The sequence below is a fragment of the Streptomyces sp. NPDC051183 genome (genome assembly GCF_040682455.1).
Lineage (GTDB): Bacteria > Actinomycetota > Actinomycetes > Streptomycetales > Streptomycetaceae > Streptomyces.
The window spans coordinates 1-22,457 of record NZ_JBFBBA010000023.1; the positions used below are offsets into that span (position 1 = coordinate 1).

General features: G+C 73.2%; 17 protein-coding genes. 12 read left to right on the forward strand and 5 right to left on the reverse strand.

The annotated features are described in order from the left end of the window. From AB0M99_RS20925 to AB0M99_RS20955, 7 genes are all read left to right on the forward strand, one after another. A partial coding sequence (locus AB0M99_RS20925; protein ID WP_365922486.1) for a VCBS repeat-containing protein occupies positions 1–539 on the forward strand: 539 nt, incomplete at its 5' end. Between the two features lie 416 nt (positions 540–955). Beyond that, positions 956–1,897 (forward strand): nitroreductase/quinone reductase family protein, encoded by a 942-nt coding sequence (locus AB0M99_RS20930; RefSeq protein WP_365922488.1) that lies wholly within the window; start codon positions 956–958, stop codon positions 1,895–1,897. Between the two features lie 137 nt (positions 1,898–2,034). Continuing rightward, complete coding sequence (locus AB0M99_RS20935; RefSeq protein ID WP_365922490.1) at positions 2,035–3,129, forward strand: M4 family metallopeptidase; 1,095 nt, start codon at positions 2,035–2,037, stop codon at positions 3,127–3,129. A gap of 18 nt (positions 3,130–3,147) precedes the next feature. Next, the gene (locus AB0M99_RS20940) at positions 3,148–3,414 is read left to right on the forward strand and encodes a protealysin inhibitor emfourin (protein WP_365922492.1); all 267 of its coding nucleotides are present in this window, start codon (positions 3,148–3,150) and stop codon (positions 3,412–3,414) included. Positions 3,415–3,532: 118 nt separating this feature from the next. Continuing rightward, complete coding sequence (locus AB0M99_RS20945; RefSeq protein ID WP_365922494.1) at positions 3,533–4,300, forward strand: hypothetical protein; 768 nt, start codon at positions 3,533–3,535, stop codon at positions 4,298–4,300. Between the two features lie 460 nt (positions 4,301–4,760). Further along, positions 4,761–6,851 (forward strand): elongation factor G, encoded by a 2,091-nt coding sequence (gene fusA / locus AB0M99_RS20950; protein ID WP_365922496.1) that lies wholly within the window; start codon positions 4,761–4,763, stop codon positions 6,849–6,851. A 108-nt stretch (positions 6,852–6,959) separates the two neighbouring features. Then, the gene (locus AB0M99_RS20955) at positions 6,960–7,799 is read left to right on the forward strand and encodes a hypothetical protein (RefSeq protein ID WP_365922685.1); all 840 of its coding nucleotides are present in this window, start codon (positions 6,960–6,962) and stop codon (positions 7,797–7,799) included. 65 nt (positions 7,800–7,864) lie between these two features. Here the strand turns inward: AB0M99_RS20955 and AB0M99_RS20960 are convergent, their stop codons facing one another. Next, positions 7,865–10,276 carry an ABC transporter permease gene (locus AB0M99_RS20960; RefSeq protein WP_365922498.1) on the reverse strand — a complete coding sequence of 804 codons (2,412 nt, stop codon included), beginning with the start codon at positions 10,274–10,276 and terminating at the stop codon, positions 7,865–7,867. Continuing rightward, positions 10,270–11,031 (reverse strand): ABC transporter ATP-binding protein, encoded by a 762-nt coding sequence (locus tag AB0M99_RS20965; RefSeq protein WP_365922499.1) that lies wholly within the window; start codon positions 11,029–11,031, stop codon positions 10,270–10,272. The genes AB0M99_RS20960 and AB0M99_RS20965 overlap by 7 nt, the downstream gene beginning before the upstream one ends. 132 nt (positions 11,032–11,163) lie before the next feature. On the opposite strand from AB0M99_RS20965, the gene AB0M99_RS20970 reads away from it, so the two are divergent. Both AB0M99_RS20970 and AB0M99_RS20975 read left to right on the forward strand, forming a co-directional pair. Further along, positions 11,164–12,429: a sensor domain-containing protein gene (locus tag AB0M99_RS20970; RefSeq protein ID WP_365922501.1), complete on the forward strand. Its 1,266-nt coding sequence runs from the start codon at positions 11,164–11,166 to the stop codon at positions 12,427–12,429. Continuing rightward, positions 12,414–13,061 carry a response regulator transcription factor gene (locus tag AB0M99_RS20975; RefSeq protein WP_365922503.1) on the forward strand — a complete coding sequence of 216 codons (648 nt, stop codon included), beginning with the start codon at positions 12,414–12,416 and terminating at the stop codon, positions 13,059–13,061. The genes AB0M99_RS20970 and AB0M99_RS20975 overlap by 16 nt, the downstream gene beginning before the upstream one ends. A 58-nt stretch (positions 13,062–13,119) precedes the next feature. Here the strand turns inward: AB0M99_RS20975 and AB0M99_RS20980 are convergent, their stop codons facing one another. Together AB0M99_RS20980 and AB0M99_RS20985 are read right to left on the reverse strand one after the other, a co-directional pair. Next, positions 13,120–13,509 (reverse strand): hypothetical protein, encoded by a 390-nt coding sequence (locus AB0M99_RS20980; RefSeq protein WP_365922505.1) that lies wholly within the window; start codon positions 13,507–13,509, stop codon positions 13,120–13,122. Between the two features lie 65 nt (positions 13,510–13,574). After that, positions 13,575–16,853, reverse strand: coding sequence for an ALF repeat-containing protein (locus AB0M99_RS20985; protein ID WP_365922507.1), 3,279 nt, complete (start codon positions 16,851–16,853; stop codon positions 13,575–13,577). Positions 16,854–17,248: 395 nt separating this feature from the next. Between AB0M99_RS20985 and AB0M99_RS20990 the strand changes: the two genes are divergently transcribed. Next, positions 17,249–17,776, forward strand: a complete 528-nt coding sequence (locus AB0M99_RS20990; RefSeq protein WP_365922509.1) for a hypothetical protein — start codon at positions 17,249–17,251, stop codon at positions 17,774–17,776. Positions 17,777–18,223: 447 nt separating this feature from the next. Here AB0M99_RS20990 and AB0M99_RS20995 read toward each other — a convergent pair whose 3' ends face one another. Beyond that, positions 18,224–19,591 (reverse strand): M64 family metallopeptidase, encoded by a 1,368-nt coding sequence (locus AB0M99_RS20995; RefSeq protein WP_365922510.1) that lies wholly within the window; start codon positions 19,589–19,591, stop codon positions 18,224–18,226. A gap of 139 nt (positions 19,592–19,730) precedes the next feature. Between AB0M99_RS20995 and AB0M99_RS21000 the strand changes: the two genes are divergently transcribed. After that, complete coding sequence (locus AB0M99_RS21000) at positions 19,731–21,128, forward strand: helix-turn-helix transcriptional regulator (RefSeq protein ID WP_365922512.1); 1,398 nt, start codon at positions 19,731–19,733, stop codon at positions 21,126–21,128. A 37-nt stretch (positions 21,129–21,165) separates the two neighbouring features. Further along, the gene (locus tag AB0M99_RS21005; protein WP_365922514.1) at positions 21,166–22,446 is read left to right on the forward strand and encodes a cytochrome P450; all 1,281 of its coding nucleotides are present in this window, start codon (positions 21,166–21,168) and stop codon (positions 22,444–22,446) included. Positions 22,447–22,457 lie beyond the last annotated feature (11 nt).

Consider the following 22,457-nt stretch of genomic DNA (forward strand, 5'->3'; position numbering starts at 1 on the left):
ACCGCGGCGGCGACGTCGGCGGCGGCTGGCAGGGAATCGGCAAGGTCGCCGGCGGCATCACCAACGACGCCAGCAAGGTCCGCTTCGCGGACTGGAACGGCGACGGCAAGACCGACTACATCACCTTCAACGACAGCGGCGCGGTCGGCGTCTACCTCAACCGCGGCGGCGACGTAGGCGGCGGCTGGCAGCCCACCGGCACCGTCACCACCGGCGCCACCACCGACCGCACCCGCATCCGGTTCGCCGACAACGACGGCGACGGCAAGACCGACTACTACATCGTCAAGCCCGGCGGAGGCATCGACCTCTTCAACAACCGCGGCGGCGACACCGGCGGCGGATGGAAGCCCATGGGCCAGATCGCCGGCGGCCTGACCAACGACCACCCCAAGGTCCAGTTCGTCGACTTCGACGCCGACACCCACGCCGACTACATCCTCGGCGACGCCAACAACGGCGCCACCGTCTACTCCTGGAACGGCGGAGACGGCGCAGGCGGCTGGAACGGCCTCGGCAAGGTCGCCGGCGGCGCCTGACCCACCCCAGCACAACATCTCCCGGCCGGCCGCCGCGACCACGCGGCGGCCGGCCGCGGTGCGTCGCGCCCCAGGTGCGTCGCGCCCCGTCGGAGGACCTCGTATTCGAGGTGCCCTGAACCCGGAGTGCGGCCTTCCGCTTTGACAGGCGACCGCCCCGTGCATGTAATGGTGGCGGTGTCGCGTGACGCCGGCCAAAGAGCAGTGGGCCGGCCGGCAGTCGGGCGAACACCCTTCACTCAAGGGATCCGCCATGAGCTCATGCTCCGCGCCCTCTTCATGACGTAGCGCAGCCGCACGTCATTTCCCCTCCCGCACCTTTCGGCACCGCCGTGCGCGCCATGCCGTGCCGTTTGCTGTGCGGTCGCTCCGTCCTGCGTACAACACGCCTGTCATCTTCCGGAGACGCAAACCGTATGCCCACGTCTTTCAACCAGTCCGTCATAGAGGAATTCCGCGCCAACGCCGGAAAGGTCGGCGGACCTTTCGAAGGCAGCGACCTGCTCCTGCTGACGACCACCGGCGCAAAGTCGGGGACCGAGCGGACCACCCCGCTCGGTTACGTCCGCCACGGCGATTCACTGCTGCTCATCGGGTCCAACCTCGGCGCCCCGCGGCATCCCGGCTGGTACCACAACCTGCTCGCCCACCCCGTGGTGCGCGTGGAGACAGGTACCCGGACCTTCGAGGCCCTCGCGGTCCCCGCCGAAGGGGACCGGCGCGACGAACTGTTCGCGCATGCCGTGCGGATGGCTCCCGGATACGGCGACTACCAGGAGCGGACCACCCGTCGCCTGCCGGTCGTCGTACTGGAGCGCGCCGACCCCGACGGCTGGGAGGCCCCCCTCGTGGTGGGCACCCTCGCCGACAAGCTCATGGAGGTACACACCTGGCTGCGCGGGCAGTTGAGCCAGGTGAAGGCCGAGGTCGACGCCCACTTCGCCGTACGGGCGGCTCACCGGGGCCCCGGTGAGCCGCCCGTCCCGAGCCTGGGGCTGCAGATCCGCCAGCGCTGCCTGGCCTTCTGCCAGGCCCTGCAGTTCCACCACACCAGCGAGGGCGACCACTTGTTCCCCGGGATCGCCCGCCACCACCCCCACCTGGGCGATGTGTTCGACCGCCTCGGCGAGGAACACCGCACGATCGCGCGTGTTCAGGGCGACCTGGCGGCCCTGTTGACCCGCATCGGCGTCGACGAGCCGGAGCGCTTCCGCTCCGAGTTGGCCAGGATGTCGGCGGAGTTGAACGCGCACCTCGACTACGAAGAGGAATCGATTCTGCCTCTCCTGGCCGAAGTTCCCTGGCCGCCGGCCCGCCCCTCGGACACCGGGGAGGACGGTGCAGGGGTCAACGTCTGACAAGAGGACCGGATGGTCCGGACGGTGGCGCCCCCATGGGCGCGGCACGGCCGTTCGGACCACTCCGGCGGGCCACAAGGGTGAGATCGCCGGTTTGTGCGTGACCCCCGCCGCGTTCGCCTGGCACTTTTCTCGACGTGCAGACCACTGAATCCGCCGGCTACGGAGAACACCGTAGGCCGAAGTCCGGTAACTGCTTCTGCGGCATCCTGCCGCCCTACATCCTCAAGAAGCTCGCCCACGCACGCGACCCCAAGGTGCGCGAAGCCGCCGAGAACACCCTCGCCATCGACGCCGCGTTCCGGCAGAAGCGGCAGGAAGCGCCCAAGACCGCGGCACCGACGGTCGGCCCGGCCGTCCTCGACCGAACGGTCTCCGACACCCACCACACCCGTGCGCTGCCCGGCGACGTCGTCAGGGCCGAGGGGGCCGACCCCGTGGAGGAGGGCACGGCCAACCGCGCCTACGACAGTCTCGGTCTCACCTTCGACTTCTTCGACAAGGCCTACGGGCGGCGCTCGATCGACGACGCCAACCTCCCGCTGGACGCGACCATCCACTACCGCCGCCAGTACAACAACGCCTTCTGGGACGGCGAGCGCATGGTCTTCGGCGACGGGGACGGTCTGGTCTTCAACGACTTCACCATCTCGATGGACATCGTCGCCCACGAACTCACCCACGGCATCACGCAGTACACAGCGGATCTCGTGTACGAGGACCAGTCGGGGGCCCTCAACGAGTCGATGTCCGACGTCTTCGGCTGTCTGGTCAAGCAGTTCACCCGCGGTCAGACCGCGGAGGAGGCCGACTGGCTGATCGGCGCGGGCCTGTTCACCCCCGCGGTGCGCGGACAGGCCCTGCGCTCCCTGAAGGCGCCGGGCACGGCGTACGACGACCCCATGCTGGGCGGCAGGGATCCGCAGCCGGACACCATGGACGACTTCCTGGAGACCAGCGAGGACCACGGCGGCGTCCACATCAACTCCGGCATCCCCAACCACGCGTTCTACCTGGTCGCGACCGCCCTCGGCGGCCCCGCCTGGAAGCGGGCGGGGCAGATCTGGTACGACGCGCTCACCTCCGGCGAAGTCTCCAAGAACGCCGACTTCAAGGAGTTCGCGCAGGCGACGGTCACCGCGACGCGGAGCCGCTTCGGTGCGGGCGAGGAGCTGGAGGCCGTCCTCAAGGCCTGGGCCCATGTGGGTGTGAACGGCAACGGCAATGGCTGATCCGCTCCCCACGGCGCCATGCGCATCCGGGTGACCAGGAGCGGCGGCATCGCCGGGCTGACCCTGAAGGCCGAACTGGAGACGTCCGGCCTGCCCGACGCGGCCGACCTCGAGCGCCTCGCGCTCGAGGTCGTCGCCGGAGGCCGGCCCGGGCCCGTCTCCGGTGTGCCCGACGGCTACCACTACACCGTGACGGTGGACGACCGTACGGTCGAATTCGCCGACCCCGACATCAGCGACGCCCAGGAGGATCTGGTCGAGCGCGTGCTCCGGGACGGCGCGTAGTCGCTCCCCGGGCCCCCGCCCCGAGGCGGTCCGTTTGGGCCGTCCGGGGGGTGCGGGGCCGTGCGGGGAGGGTGATGTGCGGGATGCGAGCCCCGGGCCGGCGTGCGATAACGGCACCATGACCGAGTCCCCGACAGCCAGGTCCGCGGAAATCAAGATCAGCTTTTCCGGCGTGGAGGCCGGGGCGGCCTTCGAAGCGCTGGAGCTCGACCGCGAGGACGGGCGCCGTCGGGCCATCCACTTCTGGGACAAGCCCCGGAGGTCGGCCGCGGCCGGAGTCGTACTGCCCCTCCTGGACCGGAAGGTCATCCTGCGCCTGCGCCGCGACCACGAGGAGCGCGGTCCCAAGACCGATGCGGACATGACCGTCAAACTGCGTCCGTGCCCCGCGCTGCCGCCCCCGTGGCAGGAGGACCTGGAGGGCGAGCAGTGGGAGTTCACGATCGAGGAGGACCGGACCGGTCCCGCGTTCACCACCGTCGTGGCGGCCTCGCTGCAGGCCGAGCGGGAATTCGCAGTGGCGTTCAAGGCCGCCGAGCGCGGCTCCCTGGACCACGTGCTGATCGAGCCGCAGCTGGAACTGCTGCGGACCGCCGGGGTGGCCGGGGAAGAGCTTGAGGACCTGACGGCGCTCGGCCCGGTGCGGGCGGTCAGGTGGAAGCAGGACTGGGACGCCGTCCCCGGCACCGTGGTGATCGAGGAGTGGACCACGGTCAGCGGCCTGCGCTTCCTGGAGGTCTCGGTGCGCGCGGACCTCGACGACGCGGCCGAGGTCCAGGCGCAGCTCGGGCGCACGCTGCGGGAGCTCGACATCACCCCACCGTTGTCCGGGGAGACCAAGACCCGGTCCGTGATGCTCGCCCTCGCCCGCGACCTGCTGCTCTGACGCCCGCGGTCGCACCGTCGTCGGCGAGCACGTCGCCCGCCGCGTCCCTGACCACCCGCTCCCCCGCGTCGGCCGCTCGGCGGCCCCCCGCGGACGAGCGCCGGAAAATCACGTGCCCGGAGCCGGTGTGCTCCCTAGACTCGCCGAGCGCGCTGCCCACGAGGACCGCACCGCGCAGTTGCCGCCGAGTCGAAGAGAAGGGGAACCGGGCCATGTGCATTCACCGCACCGCCGCCTTCGTTCCCCCGTCGCGGTACGACGTGATCCCGGTGTCTCGCAGTGCGCGGTGCCGGCCGCGCGGCCGTCACCGTATGCCCGTGTCACACCTTTAGCCTCCGCCTCCGCCTCCACCGCTGCCCGTACGCCGCCACGCGCCGTACGACGACGCGCGGACGGACGGGCGGAGCCGTGGCCGGGAATCGCGCCGCCCTCTTCCTCGTCGTTCGAAAGGCCTCGGGCCATGCGCACCAACAGGCGACCCCTCGCCGTCACTTCCCCCACCACCGTCCGGAACCTGGGCATCCTCGCCCACGTGGACGCGGGCAAGACCACGATCACCGAACGCATCCTGTTCGCGACCGGCGCCATCCACAAGCGGGGCGAGGTCCACGACGGGAACACCGTCACGGACTTCGACGCCCAGGAACGGGACCGCGGCATCACCATCTTCGCCGCGGCCGTGAGTTGCACCTGGGACGGACACCGCGTCAACCTGATCGACACCCCGGGCCACGTCGACTTCTCCGACGAGGTCGAACGTTCCCTGCGGGTGCTGGACGGGGCGGTGGCGGTGTTCGACGCCGTCGCCGGCGTCGAACCGCAGAGCGAGTCGGTGTGGCGGCAGGCCGACCGGCACGGTGTGCCTCGGATCGCGTTCGTCAACAAGCTGGACCGGGCGGGCGCCGACCTCGACGCGGCGGTCGCCTCGATCCGGGAGCGGCTGGGCGCCGTACCCCTGGTGGTCCAGCTGCCCATCGGACGGGAGGACGGCTTCACCGGCGTCGTCGACCTGCTGGGCATGCGCGCGCTGATCTGGCACGCCGGCGCGGACACGTACGAGACGGGGCCCGTCCCCGAGCCGCTGCGGGAGGAGGCGGACCGGCGTCGCCGGCTCCTGGAGGAGACCGTGGCCGAGCTGCATGCGGACGCGCTGGAGGAGTTCTGCGCGGCTTCGGCGCTGACCGGGCAGACCCTGGCCCGCGCTCTGCGGGAGCTGACCCTCCGCGGGGACGGCGTGGTGGTGCTGTGCGGCTCGGCGTACCGCAACCGCGGGATCGAGCCGCTGCTGGACGCGGTCCTGGCGTACCTGCCGTCGCCCGCGGACATGCCGCCGGTCCGCGGCACGGTGGACGGCGCGGTGGGCGGCGCGGAGCAGGAGCGCGCCGCCGACCCGGCGGAGCCGCTGGCGGCGCTCGCCTTCAAGGTGACGGCGACGGCGACCGGGCGGCTCACCTACCTGCGCGTCTACGCGGGAACCCTCCGCAAGGGCGCGTCCGTACTGGATGCGGCCACGGGCCGCACGGAGCGGGTCGGCCGGATCCTGCGGGTGCAGGCCGACCGCCACGAGGAACGGGAGGAGGCGGTGGCGGGTGACATCGTCGCCGTGGTCGGGCTCAAGGCCGCCCGTGCCGGGACGACCCTGTGCGCGCCGGGTGCGCCGCTGGTCCTCGAACCGCCCTCGGTGGCCGAACCGGTGGTGTCGGTGGCGGTCGAGGCGCGTCGCAGCAGCGACACGGGCCGGCTCGCGACCGCGCTGGCGCGGCTCGCCGAGGAGGATCCGTCGCTGGTCGTGCGGTCCGACGCGGAGACGGGCCAGACCGTGCTGTCGGGGATGGGCGAACTGCATCTGGAGGTCGCAGTGGAGAAGATCCGCAGCGGCCAGGGCGTGGAGGTCGTCGTCGGCCGTCCGCAGGTCTCCTACCGGGAGACCGTCGTGCGCGGCGTGTCCGGCCTCGTGCACCGGCACGTCAAACAGGACGGTGGATCGGGGCAGTTCGCGCATGTGGTCCTCGACGTCGAGCCGCTGGAGGAGGCGGTGTTCGAGTTCCGGTCGACGGTCGTCGGCGGCCGGGTGCCGCAGGAGTACGCGCGGGCCGTCGAGGCCGGTTGCCGGGACGCCCTCGCCGAGGGGCCGCTCGGCGGCCATCCGGTGACGGGGCTGCGGGTGACCCTGCGCGACGGGGCGACCCACTCCAAGGACTCCTCGGAGATGGCGTTCCGGGCCGCGGGCCGCTTCGGTCTGCGCGAGGCGCTGCGCGCGAGCACGCTCGAACTGCTGGAGCCGGTCGTGGAGGTCACGGTGAGCGTTCCCGAGGACGGCGTCGGGGCGGTTCTCGGCGACCTCGCCGCGCGCCGCGGCCGGGTCTGCGGGTCCGTCACGGAGGCCGGCACCGCGGTGATCACGGCGGCCGTGCCGTTGGCCGAGCTGTTCGGGTACGCGTCGCGGCTGCGCGGCCGTACCCAGGGCCGGGGCACCTTCACCACCCGGCCGGCCGGCCTGGCGGCTGTGCCGGCGTCGGTCGCCGCCGTGCCGGCGGCGCCGGGCCGGTAGCCGCGGGGGCGCCCGTCCGGCCCGGTCCGTCCGTCCCTCGGGGCGGGCGGGCCGGTCCGGCCGCCGTCGATGCGTGCGGTGGGGTGCTGGCAGTCTTGCCGGGTGTCGATGAGCAGATTCCACGATGACCCACTGGTCCGTCGCGTGGTACGGGCCTGGGCCGGGCGCCGGTCCGCGCCGGCGCCGGCCGGCGGATGCGACGGGGAGCCGACGGCCGGAGGTGACGGGGCGCTCGCCCTACCGGGCTTCTGGGCCGGCTACTTGGCGCGGATGTGGGCCACGGACGACTCGGTGGGCCCGCTCTTCGCGGACTGGTTCGGCACGGACGCCGCCACCGCCGACGCCGCGTGGGAGGCGCACCTGCGCGACGCGGGGCGGTTCCGGGTGCCGTTCGGCGGCGGCCACTCCGTGTGGGTGGTGAGCTGCGACTTCTTCCCCACGGACTGGGGGACGGAGTTCTACGTCACCCACCCCGACTGGGCTCCCCTGCGGGGCGGCGCCCGGCGCCTCGCCACGACGGACGACGATGTGCTGCGCCGGCTCGGCTTCGACGACGACGGCTACCGGACCGGCCCCGGCCTGTCCTGGCGGGAGCTGGTGCACGTCGCGGGCACCCCGGACACCGGCGCCCCGGACGTCCACGACCCGTACTCCCGGCTGCTGCTCCTGCTGCCGGCGCTGGGTGACGCGGACCTGCCGTCCGACGCCCCCGGGGTGGTCGGCGCGGCCCTGGTCTCGGCGGGTGTCCCGGCCGCGGGCGCCGCGGGTGCGGCGGCGTTCCTCCTGGGGCGGGCCCGCTGGGAGGCGGCCCACTGGACGGTGCCGGCGGGACGGGCGCCGGGCATCGCGCGGTGCGACGTCCCGTCGAGCCCGCGGTACGGTCCGGGGCTCGCCCGGGGCCTCTCCCGCCGGCAGGTACTGCGGCTCGCCCGCGCGCTGCGGTCCTGACCCGGTCGGGGTCCCGCCGTTCGGGGACCGGCCGCTCGGGCACCGGCCGTCCAGGGACCGGCCGTTCAGGCTGCCGTCGCGCCATGGCGCAGGGCCCGGGCCGCCGGGATCAGGGCCGCGGGGAGCGCGATCACCGTACAGGCGGCGGCCACGGCGCCCAGGGCCGCCCAGGGGACCACGGGGAGCGCGGGGAGGCCGAGCAGAGCGAGGGCGGCCCCCAGGCCCGCCAGGTTGAGGCCGGTGGTCAGCAGGCCGGCGGTCGTGCCGATGGCCACGACGAGCAGGGTCTCGCCCGTCACCAGACGCAGGAGCTGGGGCTTGGTCGCGCCGGCCAGGCGCAGCGCCGCCAGGTCGGGCAGCCGGTCGCGGGCGGCCATGACCAGGGTGTTGGCGACGGCGACGGCCGAGTAGAGCAGGGCGATGCCCAGGGTCAGGAGCAGGCCGAGCCGTGTGGTGCGCTTGGTGTCCGGGGCGGCGGCCCGCAGCCACTGCGCGCGCGTGGACACTTCGGCCGAGGGGGCCGCGGCGCGCAGGGCGGCGAGGGAGCCGCCGCGGACGTCGATGCGGTCCACCGGGGCGCCGACGGCGTTGCGCGGGGTGACGTAGGCGCCGTTGCCGCCGGTGCCGGTGCGCAGCACCGCGGCGATGCGCAGGGTGCGCGGCGTGCCGTCGGGGAGCCACACGGGGACGCGTGCGCCGACGGTGTGCTGCTGCCACTCCTGGTTGACGACGATCGAGTCGTCGTCCAGGTCGCGCAGGTCGCCCGCCACCAGCGGCAATCGTACCGTCGCGGCCAGCAACGACGGCTCGGCGGCGCGGACTTCGGAGCGGACTGGCGCGATGCCGTCCTCCACGGCGTACACCGTTCCCGCGGCGGAGGGGGAGACCACCGCGCCGGGCAGCTCGCGCAGCCGCCGCAGTTGCTCGTCGGGAAGGCCGCCCGCGGGCGGGGTCACGATGAAGTCGGCGAGCGTGCGGGTCCGCAGTTCTTCGGCCTTCGCCGCGTTGATCGTGGCGGTGGTGCCCAGCAGCGATCCCGCCAGCGCCACCGTGACGAGCACCGGCGCCGCGACCGCGGCGGTGCGCCGGACGCCGGCCGCGGCGCTCTCGCGGACCAGCATGCCGAGCGCGCCGGGAAGCCGGGAGGGGAGCCAGGCCAGCAGCCGGGCGAGCGGGCGCACCAGGAGCGGTGTGAGCAGGGCGCACGCGGTGATGAGCAGGAGCGGGCGCGTCATGTAGGTCTTGCGGTGCAGCAGGTCGCCCGGGTCGTCCGCCAGCGCGAGCAGCAGGGTGACGAGCGCGGTCAGGAGCAGGGCGCCGCCGGCGGCCCAGCGCCCCGGGGTCATGACGCGGCTGTCCACGGACGCCTCGCGCAGCGCCTGCACCGGGGCGGTGCGCCCGGCCCGCCAGGACGCCGCGGCGGCGCCGAGCAGCGCGGTCGACAGACCGGTCCAGAAGGCCAGGTGGTACGGCCAGGTGTGCTCGCCCAGCGCGAACCACGCGGGGGCGAGCCGCTCCCGTACCGTCCAGGAGGCCAGCCGCGGGGCGGCGTGGGCGGCGAGCAGGCAGCCCGTGGCGGAGGCGAGGACGCCCACCGCCGCGGCCTCGGCGTTGACCATGCGCCGCAGTTGCCGCGGGGTCGCCCCGGCGGTGCGCAGCAGGCCGAACTCCCGGCGGCGCTGGGCGACGGCGAAGGAGAAGGTGGAGGCGACGACGAATACGGAGACGAAGGCGGTGACTCCTCCGGCTGTACCGAAGAGGGCGTTCAGCGCCATGAGCGCCTGACCGTCGCGGTCCGGGTCGGCGTCGGCGAGCCTGCGGTCGTCACCGGTGAGCACCTGTGCCCGTTCGCTCTGCCGCACCACTTCCCGTACCCGCTCCGCGGCGGCGTCGACGACCACCCGTTCGCTGCGGGGGGCGAGCTGTGCGGCGCGGGCGTCGGTGTAGAACACCGCGTGCTCGAAGCCGAGTCCGCGTACGGTGCCGACGATCCGTACGGTGCCCCGGTCGGTCTCCAGCCGCTGCCCGGGGGCGGCCCAGCTGCCGGTGGCCACGGCTTCGTCGTCGGCCAGGGGCGCGCGGCCCTGCTGGAGTTCGTAGCGGGCGAACGGCGCGGTCGACCAGGGGTGTCCGACGAGGTCCGCCGGGCCGCCCCGGGCCCGGACCGGGAAGGCGCGGTCCTCGGTGACCGGGCCGAGCTGCCGCAACTGCCCGATCAGTTCGGGTGGCAGCGGGTGCGGGCGGTCCAGCCTGCCGGTCTTCGGGCCCCGCCCGGTCGCCACCGGGAAGGTGTCCGCGCCCTGTACGACGACGGGTGCGGCGGCGAAGCGCTCCGGCTGCGGCTGCGGTGCGTCGAGGGAGGAGGCGAGCACGAGACCCATGACGCCGGTGAGGGCGACGCCGAGGCTGAGGGCGAGGAAGCTGCCGGCGAAGGCGGACCAGCGGGTGCGGAGCGTGGCCAGGGCGAGGGTCAGCACGGCGCGTCCTCCAGGGTGGTCATCCGGGTGGCGATGTCCGCGGCGGTCGGACCGGTCAGCTCGCCGTCGATGCGGCCGTCGACCAGGAAGAGCACCCGGTCCGCGTACGCGGCGGCCACCGGGTCGTGGGTGACCATGACGACGCTCTGGCCGTCGCGGTCCACCAGTGCGCGCAGCAGTTCCAGGACCTCCCGTCCGGTGCGGGTGTCCAATGCCCCCGTCGGCTCGTCCCCGAAGAGCACCTGGGGCGAGGTGACGAGCGCCCGGGCGAGCGCGACCCGCTGCTGCTGGCCGCCGGAGAGTTCGCCGGGCCGGTGTCCGGCCCGCTCGGCGAGCCCCACCTGAGCCAGGGCCTCGTACACGCGGCTCTTCGAGGGGCGGCGCCCGGCCAGGCGCAGCGGGAGCGCGACGTTCTGCGCGGCGGTGAGCGAGGGCAGCAGGTTGAAGGCCTGGAAGACGAAGCCGATCCGGTCCCGGCGGAGCTTGGTCAGCCGGGACTCGCTGAGCGCGCTCAGCTCGGTGCCGGCCAGGGTGACGGTGCCGGAGGTGGGCCGGTCGAGTCCGGCCGCGCAGTGCAGGAAGGTCGACTTCCCCGAGCCGGAGGGGCCCATCACCGCGGTGAAGCTGCCCCTGGGGAGGGACAGCGAGACCCGGTCCAGGGCCGTGACCGCGCCCTCCCCCGATCCGTACCTCCTGGTCACCGACCGGAGGGTGATCACGTCGTCGTCCGTGTGGTCCGTGCGTTCCTGATCCATGGGCTCCAGCCAACCGGCGTGCGGCGGGCGGCACATCATGGCCGGCCCTAGTCCTGGGGTATGCCTGGCCCTACCCCCTTCACCCCCACTGGACGGATGGTCCGGTCCGCGCGCGGCTCCTAGGGTGATCACATGCATCCGACTTCCGTGTGGCAGGCCCTGGCGCAGCGCCGTTATCTGCTCGGCTCCTGGCCGTGGCGTGCGACGGGCTACCTGCTCGGCGGGGTGTGCGTGGGGGCCGTGACGCTGGTGGCGCTCCTGGTGCTGACCCTGAGCGGAACGGTGCTGGCCGTCGTCGTGGTGGGGCTGGTGCTGCTCGTCCTCGCCGCGCTGTGCGGGATCCCGGTGGCCGCGGTGGAGCGGCGCAGGCTTCGTCCGATGGGCGCCCCGCCGGTGCCGGACGCGCATGTGGTGCCGCCCGTGCCGGGGTTGTGGGGGTGGTTGCGTACCCGGTTGCTGGAACGGGCGACGTGGCGGGAGCTGGCGCACGCGGTGCTGCTGGCGTGTGTGGTGTGGCTGCTGGAGGCGTTGCTGGTCCTGTGGGTGCTGGTCTGTCCGCTGGCGGCGACGGCCACGCCGGTGCTGTTCGCGACCGTCGGGGGCGGGCGCGAGCTGAGGGTGGTGAAGCTGTGGACGGTGACCTCGTATCCCGGAGCGTTGGGCGTCATGGCGGTCGGCCTCGTCTGCCTCGCCGCCGCCGGGTACGTGCTCGGGGTGGCGGCCGGCGCCCGGGCGGCGCTGGCCCGGGCGATGCTGGTGCGGGAGGGGCCGGAGGTACGGGAGGTCGTACGGTCCCGGGCGCGGCTGGTCGACGCGTTCGAGGCGGAACGCAGGCGGATCGAGCGCGATCTGCACGACGGGGCGCAGCAGCGGCTCGTCGCCCTGTCGATGGCGTTGGGGCTGGCCCGGCTGGACGCCCCCGCGGGACCGCTGGCCGATCGGCTGGCCGCCGCGCAGGACGAGGCCGGCAAGGCGCTGACCGAGTTGCGGGAGCTCATTCACAACATCCACCCGCAGGTGCTGGCCGACTACGGTCTGGAGGCCGCCGTCCAGGACGCGGCGGACCGCTCCCCCGTGCCCGTCGCGGTGGCCGTGGACCTTCCGGAACGGCTGCCCGAAGCGGTGGAGGCGGCCGCGTACTTCGTGGTGAACGAGGCCCTGGCCAACGTGGCCAAGCACAGTGGCGCCGACCGCGCCTGGGTGCACGGCGGGCACCGGGCCGGCAGGCTCGTGCTGGAGATCGGCGACGACGGCCGCGGCGGCGCCGACTTCGCGGCGGGCAGCGGACTCGTCGGGCTGGCCGACCGGGTTGCGGTGCTCGATGGCACACTCTCCCTGAAGGCGCCGGCGGGCGGCCCGACGGTGTTGCGAATGGAGATCCCTTGCCGCTGCGCGTAGTACTGGCCGAGGACAGCGTGCTGCTGCGCGAGGGGCTCGTCGGGCTGCTCGGCCGCGGTGGCCATACGGTGGCCGCCGCCGTCGGTGACGCCGAGTCGCTGCTCGGAGCGGTCGCCGAGCACTCCCCCGACATCGTGGTCACCGACGTCCGGATGCCCCCGGGATTCCAGGACGAGGGGCTCAGGGCCGCGGTCCGGCTGCGGACCGAGCGTCCCGGGCTGCCCGTGCTCGTACTGAGCCAGTACGTGCAGCGTGCGTACGCCGCCGACCTGCTCGACTCCGGCGACGGGACCGCGGTCGGCTACCTGTTGAAGGACCGCGTGGGCCAGGTGGAGGAGTTCCTCGACGCGCTCACCGAGGTCGCCTCGGGTGGCACGGTGGTGGACCCCGAGGTCGTACGGCAGTTGCTGCGCCGCCGCCGCGATCCGCTGGAGCGGCTGACGCCGCGCGAGCGGGAGGTGCTCGCGCTGGTCGCCCAGGGCAGGTCGAACGGGGCCATCGCCCGGGAGCTGGTGGTCTCTGAGGCGGCGGTGGGCAAGCACATCGGCTCCATCCTCACCAAGCTGGACCTGCCGCAGACCGACAACACTCACCGCAGGGTGCTCGCGGTGCTGGCGTTCCTGCGGGACTGAGGACTGCTCCCGGGAGTTGCTCCCGGCGCTGCACCTGGGGACTGCTCCTGAGGACTGCTCAGCCCTGGGTGAGCCACCACCACAGCAGCGTCATCCCGACCAGCGCGGCGCCGAGTTGCATGTGGAGCCTGGCCGGCGGGAGGGGGGCCGGGCCACTGAGCGGGTTCTCCTCCTGCGCGACGACCTGCCGTATCTCCTCGCGGCGACCGGCCAGGCCCAGGGGAACGGCCAGGACGGCGGCGCTGTACATGGGCAGCAGGTCGGCCGCACCCATCGCGCGTACCGTCATCGAGGCCAGCCCGAACGCCATCATGACGACGGGCACCAGGAGGATCTTCGCCCTGGACCGCTTCGTCGGCATGAGTCGAGGGCAGACCGCCAGGAATATCAGGGTCCCGGCCGCGGCGATGGTCCACCAGAGGCCGAGGGATATGTTCGGGGGGTTCAACTCGAAATCTCCTTCAGGCCGCCGGGCCCTGACGGGCCCGGCGGAATTGCGGTTCCCCGTGACGGCTAACTGGTGAACCAGCCGAAGACCGGCGAGGCGGCGTTACCGAAGAATCCTACCGCTTTCTTCAATCCGGAACCGGCGCCCCGTACTGCATTCCAGGTATTGCCCATCCGCACGCCGAACCGGTCGAGTGCGACTCCCATTACGGAATTCGCGAACTCTTCGCTCCGCCAGCCGTGGGCAATGAAATTGAGGCCGACGGATGCCACGCCGGTGATGAGGGAGGTGACCCCGAAAGCGGCCGCGAAGACCTGGCCGCCCGGTACCAGTGCCAGGCCGGCCGCTATCGCGCCGGTGTACATGCTCCACTTGCCCATGTAATCGGCGTAGGAGGCGGCGGTCCAGCCCTCGTCCTTCTTCTTCTCTATCAGGTCGACCTGGTCGTTCTTGGGGTCGTCGGTGGGCCGGTGGTTGTTCTTCTCGTTCTCCTGCGCCTGCTTCTGGGCCGCGGCCGCGGCGGCCTCCTGCTCCTCCTGGCGCTTGGTCTGCTCGAACTCCTTCGCCTCGCGCGCCGCCTGGTTCGCGGCCGCTGCGTCCTTGCCGGCCGCCAGCTCCGCCTGGCGGGCGCGTTCCGCCGACGCCGCCGCGTTCGAGGCGGATGCCGCGGCCTGCCGGGCCGAGGCGGTCGCCTGGTTGGAGGAGTGGTTCGCCTGACGGCTCGCGGTACGGGCGGTGGCCGCGGCCTTCTTCGCCGTCTCGGCGGACCCGGCGGCCTCCTGGGCCGACCTGTCGGCGTCGTTCGCGTGGTTCTTCGCCGCGGCGGCGTGGCCGCGGGCCTCGTTCGCCGAGTTGCGCGCCTGCTGCGCGTAGCCCGCGGCCTCCTCGGACTTGCCGCGGGCGTGCGCGGCCGCCTCGGCGGCGGTCGCGGCGTTCTCGTAGGCCTCGGAAGCGGCCTTGGCGGCGATGCTGATCTGAGCCTGGACCGCCGCGACGTGGGCGTCGGTGTCCTGGTCGGCCTGGCGCGCCCGGTACTGGACGCGGTCGACGAAGGCGCGCTGCATCTCGGGCGTGCCCTCCAGGGCCACCTGTGCGGCCATCTGCACGCTCGGGCCGCCCTGTCCCTTGATGCGCAGCGTCTCGAAGCGGTCGTCCTCCGTCTGCGCCTTCGGGTAGTGCGTCGAGAGGAACTCGTGCAGGGCGCGGGTGGAGCCGTCGTCGAGCGCCTTGGTCGCGGCCGCCTTGACGGCCTTGCCCGCGGTGTTGATGATCCGCAGCGTCTGGAACCGGTACTCCTCGCGCTGCGCCTCGTACGCGCCCTCGTTCAGGAACGCCTGGATTTCGGCGGGCCCCTTCTCCAGGGCCTCCTTCGCGGCGGTGGCGGTCCTGGCGGATCCGATCCTGGAGAAGTAGACCGCCTTCTCCCGGTCGTCCTCCTGCTCGGCCTTCAGCCGGTCCTGCTTCACCCAGTCGAGGAGGACCGCGTCCCCGCCCGACAGGGCCGCTTCGGCCGCCTTCCTGGTCCAGATGCCCTTGCTCGACAGCAGGTTCACCGCCGCCTTGCGGGCCGGCGCGACGGCGCCGTCGGGGTTGCCGCCGATCGCGGTCGCGGCGTCGGCCAGGAGCTTCGTGGTCTCGCTGTCGGTCAGGGCCGCCTGGGTCTGCTGCTTGCCGGCCAGTTCCAGCTGCGTGTCGTTGTAGCCCTTCAGCGTCCGCGCGGCCTCGACGGCGTCGCCGAGCTGCTGTTCGGCCTGCTGCTGCTCGGCCTCGCGGGCGACCTTCTCCACGTTGGCGGCCTGCTTGGCGGCCTCGCCGGCCGCCGCGGCCGCGGTCATGGCCGCTTCGGCGTGGGCGTTGGCCTTGGCGGCGGCCTCGGCCGCCTCGCCCGCGTGGGCCGCGGCGTCGTCGGCAGCCCGGGCCGCGGCCTCGGCGTGTACGGCGGCACTCTCGGCCGCGGCGTGCGTGTCACGCGCGGCCGCGGCGGCCTCGCCGGACAGGCGCACGGCCCGCTCCGCCGCCTTCGTCGCGGTGTTGGCGGCCGCGCGGGCCGTGGCGGCGGCCCGGTTGGCGCGGTCCGCCTCGGCCTTGGATATCCCGGCGTGGGCGCCCGCCTGCGCGGCCGCCTCCGCCGCGGCGGCGGCATTGTTCGCGGCGCTCGCCGCGGCCGATCCGGAGTTGCCCGCCTGGGTACTGGCGTCGGCGGCGTGCTTGGCCGCGGCGGAGGCGGTACGGGCTCCGGCCGCGGCGTCGCGTGCCTCTTGCGCGGCCTTGCGGGCGTTGGCGGCCTGTCCGGCATCGGCGACGGCCGCGTTGGCCGAGCGGTAGGCGCGCGCCGCGGCCTGTCCGGCGGCGGCCGCCGCCGAGGCCGCGTTGGCCGCTGCCTGCGCGGCCGTCCGGGCCGCGGACACCGCGGTGTTGGAGGCCCGGACCGCCGTACGGGCGGCGTCCGCCGCCCCCTCGGCGGCGCGCGCGGCCCGGGTCGCCGCCCGGCCGGCCTTCTCGGAGTCGTTCTTGGCGGCCTGGGTCTCCTGAGCGGCCTTCTGCGCGGCCTCCTTGGCCAGCCGCGCGGCGGTGTCGGCGGCCTGCGAGGCCTCCTTGGCTGCCTCCGTCTCGGCCATCGCCTGCTTGCCGGCCTCGGTCGCGAGGCGGGCGAGCTCCGTGATGGTCACGGTTTCCTGGTCCCGGGCTCGCGCCAGGTGCTGGCCCGAGCGCAGGAATTCCGCGATGTCGTCGGCCGTGCCGTTCATGGCGCGCCGGCCCGCCTGCTTCACGGCGGGGCCGCCCGCGTTCATGATGGCGAGGACGCGGAAGCGGTCGTCCTCGGCGGTCGCCTTGGCCAGACCGGTCTGCAGGAACTCGTCCAGCGCCTTCGGGCTGCCGTCGTCCAGGGCCTTGTGGCCCTCCCGGTTCACGGCCTTACCGCCTGCGTTGATCTCGCGCAGCACCGCGAACCGCCGGTCCTCCTGGAGCGGCTTCTCGTAGCCCGACTTCAGGAACTCCAGCACGTCCGCGTCGGACCCGGACAGGGCCTTCTGCGCAGCCGCCGATACACCCTTGCCGGAGTCGGCCAGGGTGCTGAGGATGCTGAAGCGGGCGTCCTCGACCTCGGCGCGGTGCATGCCGGTCGTGAGGAACTCGCTGAGGTCGGCGGGGGAACCCGTGAGCGCCTTCTCCGCCGCGCGCTTGACCGCCGCGCCACCGCCCGTCCAGGCATCGACCGCCTGGGCCCGGGAGTTCTCGGTCAACGCGGCGACTCCGAGCCGGGCGGGCACCGCGTCGGCGACGGACGTACCGAAGACAAGCGCCGCCGTCGTCAGTGCGGTGAGAGCGGTGGCTCTGCTCAACGACACCCGCCGCCGATGCGGCAAGTTTGACAGTTTCATGCCAGGAGTTCCTCTGGTTGTTCTCTCGTGACAGGGCGCCAAATAGGCCTTGACCGTGCGCCATTGACGGATCGTCGCACATGCGCGGCCGAGATAATGGATCCGTAAAGTCAGGACCAAAGTCCCGCCGCGCACCCGCTCCCGGGCCACGCATTTCTCAACTTCTCGAACCTGTGGCTGACTTAAGGAAACCGGGACGGTACTAAAGTCCCGAGACCCGTCCGCTCTCCAGCGGAAAATACTTCTCCGCCTGGTTCTCACAGCGGTTTCCGCTATGGCGAGAGGCAATACTTGTGCGGCGGGGCCGCCCAACCGCCCTGCCCATGCCATCTCTTCCAGTGAAAAGCGAGTCCTCGATGAGGCTGTCCGCACGCCTGCTCACCTTCGGTCTGGCCGGAAGCGCCCTGGTCATGACCGGCGCCGTGGCCGCCACCAGTTACGCCAGCACCGGCAGCACCGGCAGCCCGGCGAACGGCGCACGTCAGGCCGCGGAGCGGAGCTCCGAAATGCCGCCCACGGCCGTGGAGGACTTCTCGTACCCGGATGCCGAGCGGATCCTCAAGGAGAAGGACCTCAAGCTCAAGCGCGGGGACGGCAACATCGTGCTGGCCGAGTGCAGCAGCGACCCCGGCCAGCTGAAGTTCATCGCCCGCAACCGCGAGGACTTCTGCTTCAAGGTGACCGGCAGCACCGGCTACCTCAGCCTGGAAGTGCCCTCCGTGGGCGGTGTGCAGAGCGGCGACTACCGGGCCAAGGTGGAGATGCAGGTCGGCGAGGAGCAGAAGTCGTTCGACGTCCCGAAGAACTCCTGGACGGGCATCGGGGAGAACGCCGACCCGTCGGGCCGCGAGCACATGCTCCTGGAGATCCGCGCGAGCAAGTAGCCCTCGCGCCCCGAGCAACTCGCGGGGCCGCCCGGCCGCGGGCGGCCTCCCCCGCACTCCCTGCCCCACCCGAAGGAAGAACCATGCCCGTACCCCGTCCGCGCACCACGCGCTTGGCCGGCCTCCTCGGCACCACCACCGCCAAGGCCCTCTCCACGGCCACCGTCGACGGGGAGGTGCAGGTCGCCGTCACCACCGCCGACAACAAGCTCCTGCACACCACCCGCCACACCGACCGCACTTGGGCGACCACCACCACGGTCCCCCTCCAGGGGCTGCCGCAGCCCCCGGCGACCTCGCCATCACCGCCACCTGGACCCCGTAACGGTCCCCGGCAAGCGCTGATACGGCCGGCACCCGGCCGAACGCCCTGTTCCCCGCGATGCCTTCCGGCACCGCGGGGAACAGGGCGTTCGCGTGGAACCCGTGCGGCCCCCGGCGGGCGGTCTACAGGCGGACGTCCCAGCCGACCGTCGAGCGCAGGGTCCGGGCGATCTCCGGGTCACGGACCGAAGGCGTGCGGTCCTCGGCGGTGACGGACAGCCTGTGCGTCCGCAGGTCGAAGAGCCACAGGTCCGCCACCGCCACCTCGGTCCGGCCCTGCAGCCGCTTCAGCTCCCGGCCGTCCAGGTACCAGCGGACCACGAGCTGCCGGCCGTCCGCACCAGTGAGCCGGGGCACGGCCGCCTTCGCGGTGTGGCGCAACCGCAGGGTGCGGTCGGTCGGCGTGAGCGGGGTGACGGTGTTCGCGTGCCGGTGGAAGCCGGCGATCATCGACTCGACGCCGGGGAGGTTGAAGGGCTTGCCCAGGACCCGCATGAGCGAGTTGTCGGTGGGCCGTTGCAGCCCGGTGACGAAGTAGCCGCCTCCCTCGTACGCTCCGACCGTGCCGCCGTCCGGCGAGGGTTCTCCGAGCCAGCGGTACCACTTGGCGCGCTGCCCGGCCATCCGGTCGGCGGACAGGGTGGAGATGTTGGAATCGGCGGGCTCGGGGCCCGTGTACTTCTCGTAGTCCGGAACGCCGGGGTAGAAGTACTCGTCGGCGAGCTTGCCGAGCGAGTGGCCGGTCTCGTGGATGGCGACCTGGCCGGACTTCGGGTGGCCCGCGGAGGCGGTCGATATGCCCTCGTAGCCGAGGTCGGCGCTGGGCTCGTTGTAGCCCGCTCCGCCGTACTTGGCGCTGTTGGCCAGGACGATGACGAGGTCGGCCGCCGGGGCCTTCGCGACGTACGAGTCCACCTTGGGCTGGTCTATGCAGAGCAGCCGTTCGATGTCCTCGCACCAGAAGTACGCGCCGAGGGCGGTGTCGCGGGTGGTCGCCCGGTCCGGGTCGCCGGTGACGCCGGACTCCTGGGAGACGGCGTCGACGGTCCAGACGTTGAAGAGGTTGCGGTAGGTGGTGTACGGCTCGACGGCCGTCACCTCGGCCCATTTGTCCTTGGCGTCGGTGTGGAACTTGGCCAGCTCGTCCGCGGTGTAGCCGTCGCCGATGACGACGACGTCGAGGCGGTCCGCGGTGGGGCCGTTGTCGACGACCTTGGTGACCTCCCCGTCGGCAGCCCGGGCGGCCTCGGACAGCCTGGCCGCTCCGCTCCTGGCCGGGCCGCCGGCAGCGGGTACGCGGGCGTGGCCCGATCCGGCTTCGCCTCCGTGCTCCGGGCCCGGTATCTCCACCTCCACCCGCGACTTGACGGGCGCGTCCGGCACGTCTGCCGCGCGGGCGGGTCCGGCGGCCAGCAGCGCAGCGGTGGCGCAGGCCGCTGCGACGGCCGAGCGGACGGCGGTGCGGACGGTCGGGCGTTTGGACCGCGGCATGAAGTCCTCCTGGGGCAATGAGAGTTAAGCAGGAAGATAAATTCAGTGAATCGGCTGCTTAAACTAAGTGGCGCACGGGAGGTGCGCAATGGCCCGCTCCCCCTGAATACTGGGGAGTTCGAGCAACCAGGGGGACTCCATGGACGAACCGGCCGCAATCGGCCGCAGGGTTCAGCGCATGCGCAAGGAACTGGGCTTGACCCAGCGGCAGTTGGCGGAGCCCGCGTACACCCCTGCCTATGTCTCGACGCTGGAGTCGGGCAAGGTGCGGCCCTCCGAGGCCGCGCTGCGCTTCCTCGCCGGGCGCCTCGGCACCTCGTACGAGGAGCTGAGCACCGGGCGCCCCGTGCACCTGGGCACCGAGCTGCGGCTCTCCCTCACCGACGCCCAGCAGACCCTGGCCTCGGGCGCCGCCGACGAGGCCGCCGCGCACTTCCGGCGGCTGCTCGCGGACGCGCAGCACCTCGGGCTCGCCCCCGAGCAGGCGCAGGCCCTGCTCGGACTCGGCGACTGCGCCTTGGAGACGGGCGAACTACCCGACGCGATCCGGAACTTCGAGGCCGCGGAACGGCTTCTGGCCAACGAGCCGCTCACCCGCCGCGTCCGCCCGATCCGCGGCCGCGCCGTCGCGCACCTGCTCGCCGGGGAGCTGCGCTACGCCTGCTACCTCCTGGAGACCGCCATCGACGAACTGGGCGCGAGCGGACTGGCCGACCCCGAGGCGCTGGTCCTGCTCTACGCCGCGGTCATCGGGCCGTACATCGACATGGGCGCCCACGCCCGGGCCGCACACGCCGCCGAGCTCGCGCTGTCGCTGGCTCCGCAGGTCAGCGACCCGGCCCTGGTCGCCGGCATGCACCGGCAGGTCGCGCGGACCTTCCTCGCCGAGGGGCGCGTGGCCGACGCGGACGCCTCCCTCGCCAAGGCCCAGGCGATCTACGGGCAGCTGCAACTGCGCACCGACCTGGCCCACTGCCACTGGATGCGCGGCTACGTACAGGCCCAGAACGGCGAACTCGGCTCCGCCGAAGGCGAGTTGCGCACGGCCCGGGACATGCTCTCGGCCAGGCGCGCGGCCCTGTACACCGCCCAGGTGGAGGTGGAGCTGGCCGACGTACTGCGCCGGCTCGGCCGGTACGAGGAGGCCGCCGGGCTCCTGTCGTCGCTGCTGGAACTGGGGGACAGCCACGGCGCCGTGCACGCGGGCGGGGCGCACCGGCTGCTCGGGCTGATGGCGGAGGAGCGCGGCGAGACCGACGCCGCCGAGGAGCACTACGTACAGGCCCTGGCGCTGCTGGAGCGCAGCGGGGCGACGGGCGACCTCGCGGATCTGTGCCGGCTGCTGGGTGATCTGCTGCGGCGCACCGGCCGGCCCGAGGCGGCCCTGGACGCGTACCGCACGGGCCTCGGCCACCGCTCCGCGCCCGGCACCACCACCCTGGGTCCGGCGCCCGCCGCCCCGGCGTTCCCCCCGCCCCGTCCGGCGGCGCACCGGCCGGGGCCGGTCCCGTCCGAAACCGCGGTGAAGCCGGGCTGAAGCCGAACCGAAGCCGGGCGCCCGCAAGCTCTGCGGCATGACGACACCTCACGACACCACAGCCGGCCGGGCGACGACCGCCGCAGTCCACCACTTGTCTCCCGAACAGCTTCAGGACGCCGGTGCCGGTTACGCCGGCATCCGCGCCCGGGAGGGCCTGCCCCATGTGGTGCTGCCCGGCCTGCGGACCCCGGTGCGGCTCGTCACCCGCTACGAGGACGTCAAGGCCGCGCTCACCGAACCCCGGCTGGTCCGGGACCGCGGCAAGGTCCCGGGCGGCGCCGAGGGCCCCGACGCACAGGCCGAGTTGCTGGAGTCCCTCAGCGAATACCCGCCGGAATACGCACAGTTCGTCGTCGGACACCTGGCCCTCTTCGACGGCGAGGACCACGCCCGCCGCCGTGCTCCCCTCACCCGCGCGTTCACCGCACGGCGCATCGCGTCACTGCGGACCTTCGTCGAGGAGGCCGCCGCGCGGCTGATCTCCGGACTGGCGGCGAAGGAAGAGGCGGACCTGCTCGGCGAGTTCGCCTACCCGCTGGCCACTTCCGTCATCTGCGAGCTCGTCGGCGTCGAGGAGGCGGACCGGGTACGGGTCTGCGAGTGGATCCGGGACTTCGCGTACGGCGACGGAAGCAGGATGGGCGAGGGCCTCGTCGGGATCGTCGAGTACGTCAGGGCCCTGATCGAGCGGCGCAAGGCCGAGCCCGCCGACGACCTGGTCTCCGCGCTGGTCGAGGCCGTCCGGGAAGGCGGTCCCGACGCCCTCACCGAGGACGAGGTGGTCGCCATGGTGTTCCTCCTGATCGACACGGGGATCACCCCGCCGGCCCTCTTCCTCGCCCACGCGGCCCTCGCCCTGCTCGACCGCCCGGACCAGTCGGCCCTGCTGCGCGAGGAGCCCGGGCTGTTGGCACGGGCCGTTCCCGAACTGCTGCGCCACATCACGCTCGTACGCATCGGCGCCTCGATGTACGCCACCGAGGACTTCGCATTCGCCGGGAGCGACCTCAGGAAGGGGGAGACCGTCACCGTGGCCCTGCTGGCGGCGAACCACGACCCGGCCGCGTACGGGGAGGGCTGCGAACGGCTCGACATCACCCGTGAGGCGGGCCGCGGCGAGGGCCACCTGGCCTTCGGGCACGGCGCGCACTACTGCATCGGCGCAGCGCTCGGCCGCCTGGTGACCTCGGTGGTCCTCGACGGGCTGTTCGTCCGGCGGGAGGCCCCGGTGCTCGCGGTCGGCCGCGATGAGCTGGAGTTCGGCCACTGGCCCGGCGACGGCTTCCACCTGCTGCGGCTGCCGGTGCGGCTCTGACCCGGTCCGGC

What these genes read in the sequence shown, in the direction of transcription:
- AB0M99_RS20970 (WP_365922501.1), top strand. Translation starts at nt 11,164, where the DNA reads ATGCATCCGACTTCCGTGTGGCAGGCCCTGGCGCAGCGCCGTTATCTG.
- AB0M99_RS21005 (WP_365922514.1), top strand. Translation starts at nt 21,166, where the DNA reads ATGACGACACCTCACGACACCACAGCCGGCCGGGCGACGACCGCCGCA.
- AB0M99_RS20990 (WP_365922509.1), top strand. Translation starts at nt 17,249, where the DNA reads ATGAGGCTGTCCGCACGCCTGCTCACCTTCGGTCTGGCCGGAAGCGCC.
- AB0M99_RS20955 (WP_365922685.1), top strand. Translation starts at nt 6,960, where the DNA reads ATGAGCAGATTCCACGATGACCCACTGGTCCGTCGCGTGGTACGGGCC.
- fusA (WP_365922496.1), top strand. Translation starts at nt 4,761, where the DNA reads ATGCGCACCAACAGGCGACCCCTCGCCGTCACTTCCCCCACCACCGTC.
- AB0M99_RS20945 (WP_365922494.1), top strand. Translation starts at nt 3,533, where the DNA reads ATGACCGAGTCCCCGACAGCCAGGTCCGCGGAAATCAAGATCAGCTTT.
- AB0M99_RS20995 (WP_365922510.1), bottom strand. Translation starts at nt 19,591, where the DNA reads ATGCCGCGGTCCAAACGCCCGACCGTCCGCACCGCCGTCCGCTCGGCC.
- AB0M99_RS20965 (WP_365922499.1), bottom strand. Translation starts at nt 11,031, where the DNA reads ATGGATCAGGAACGCACGGACCACACGGACGACGACGTGATCACCCTC.
- AB0M99_RS20930 (WP_365922488.1), top strand. Translation starts at nt 956, where the DNA reads ATGCCCACGTCTTTCAACCAGTCCGTCATAGAGGAATTCCGCGCCAAC.
- AB0M99_RS21000 (WP_365922512.1), top strand. Translation starts at nt 19,731, where the DNA reads ATGGACGAACCGGCCGCAATCGGCCGCAGGGTTCAGCGCATGCGCAAG.
- AB0M99_RS20940 (WP_365922492.1), top strand. Translation starts at nt 3,148, where the DNA reads ATGCGCATCCGGGTGACCAGGAGCGGCGGCATCGCCGGGCTGACCCTG.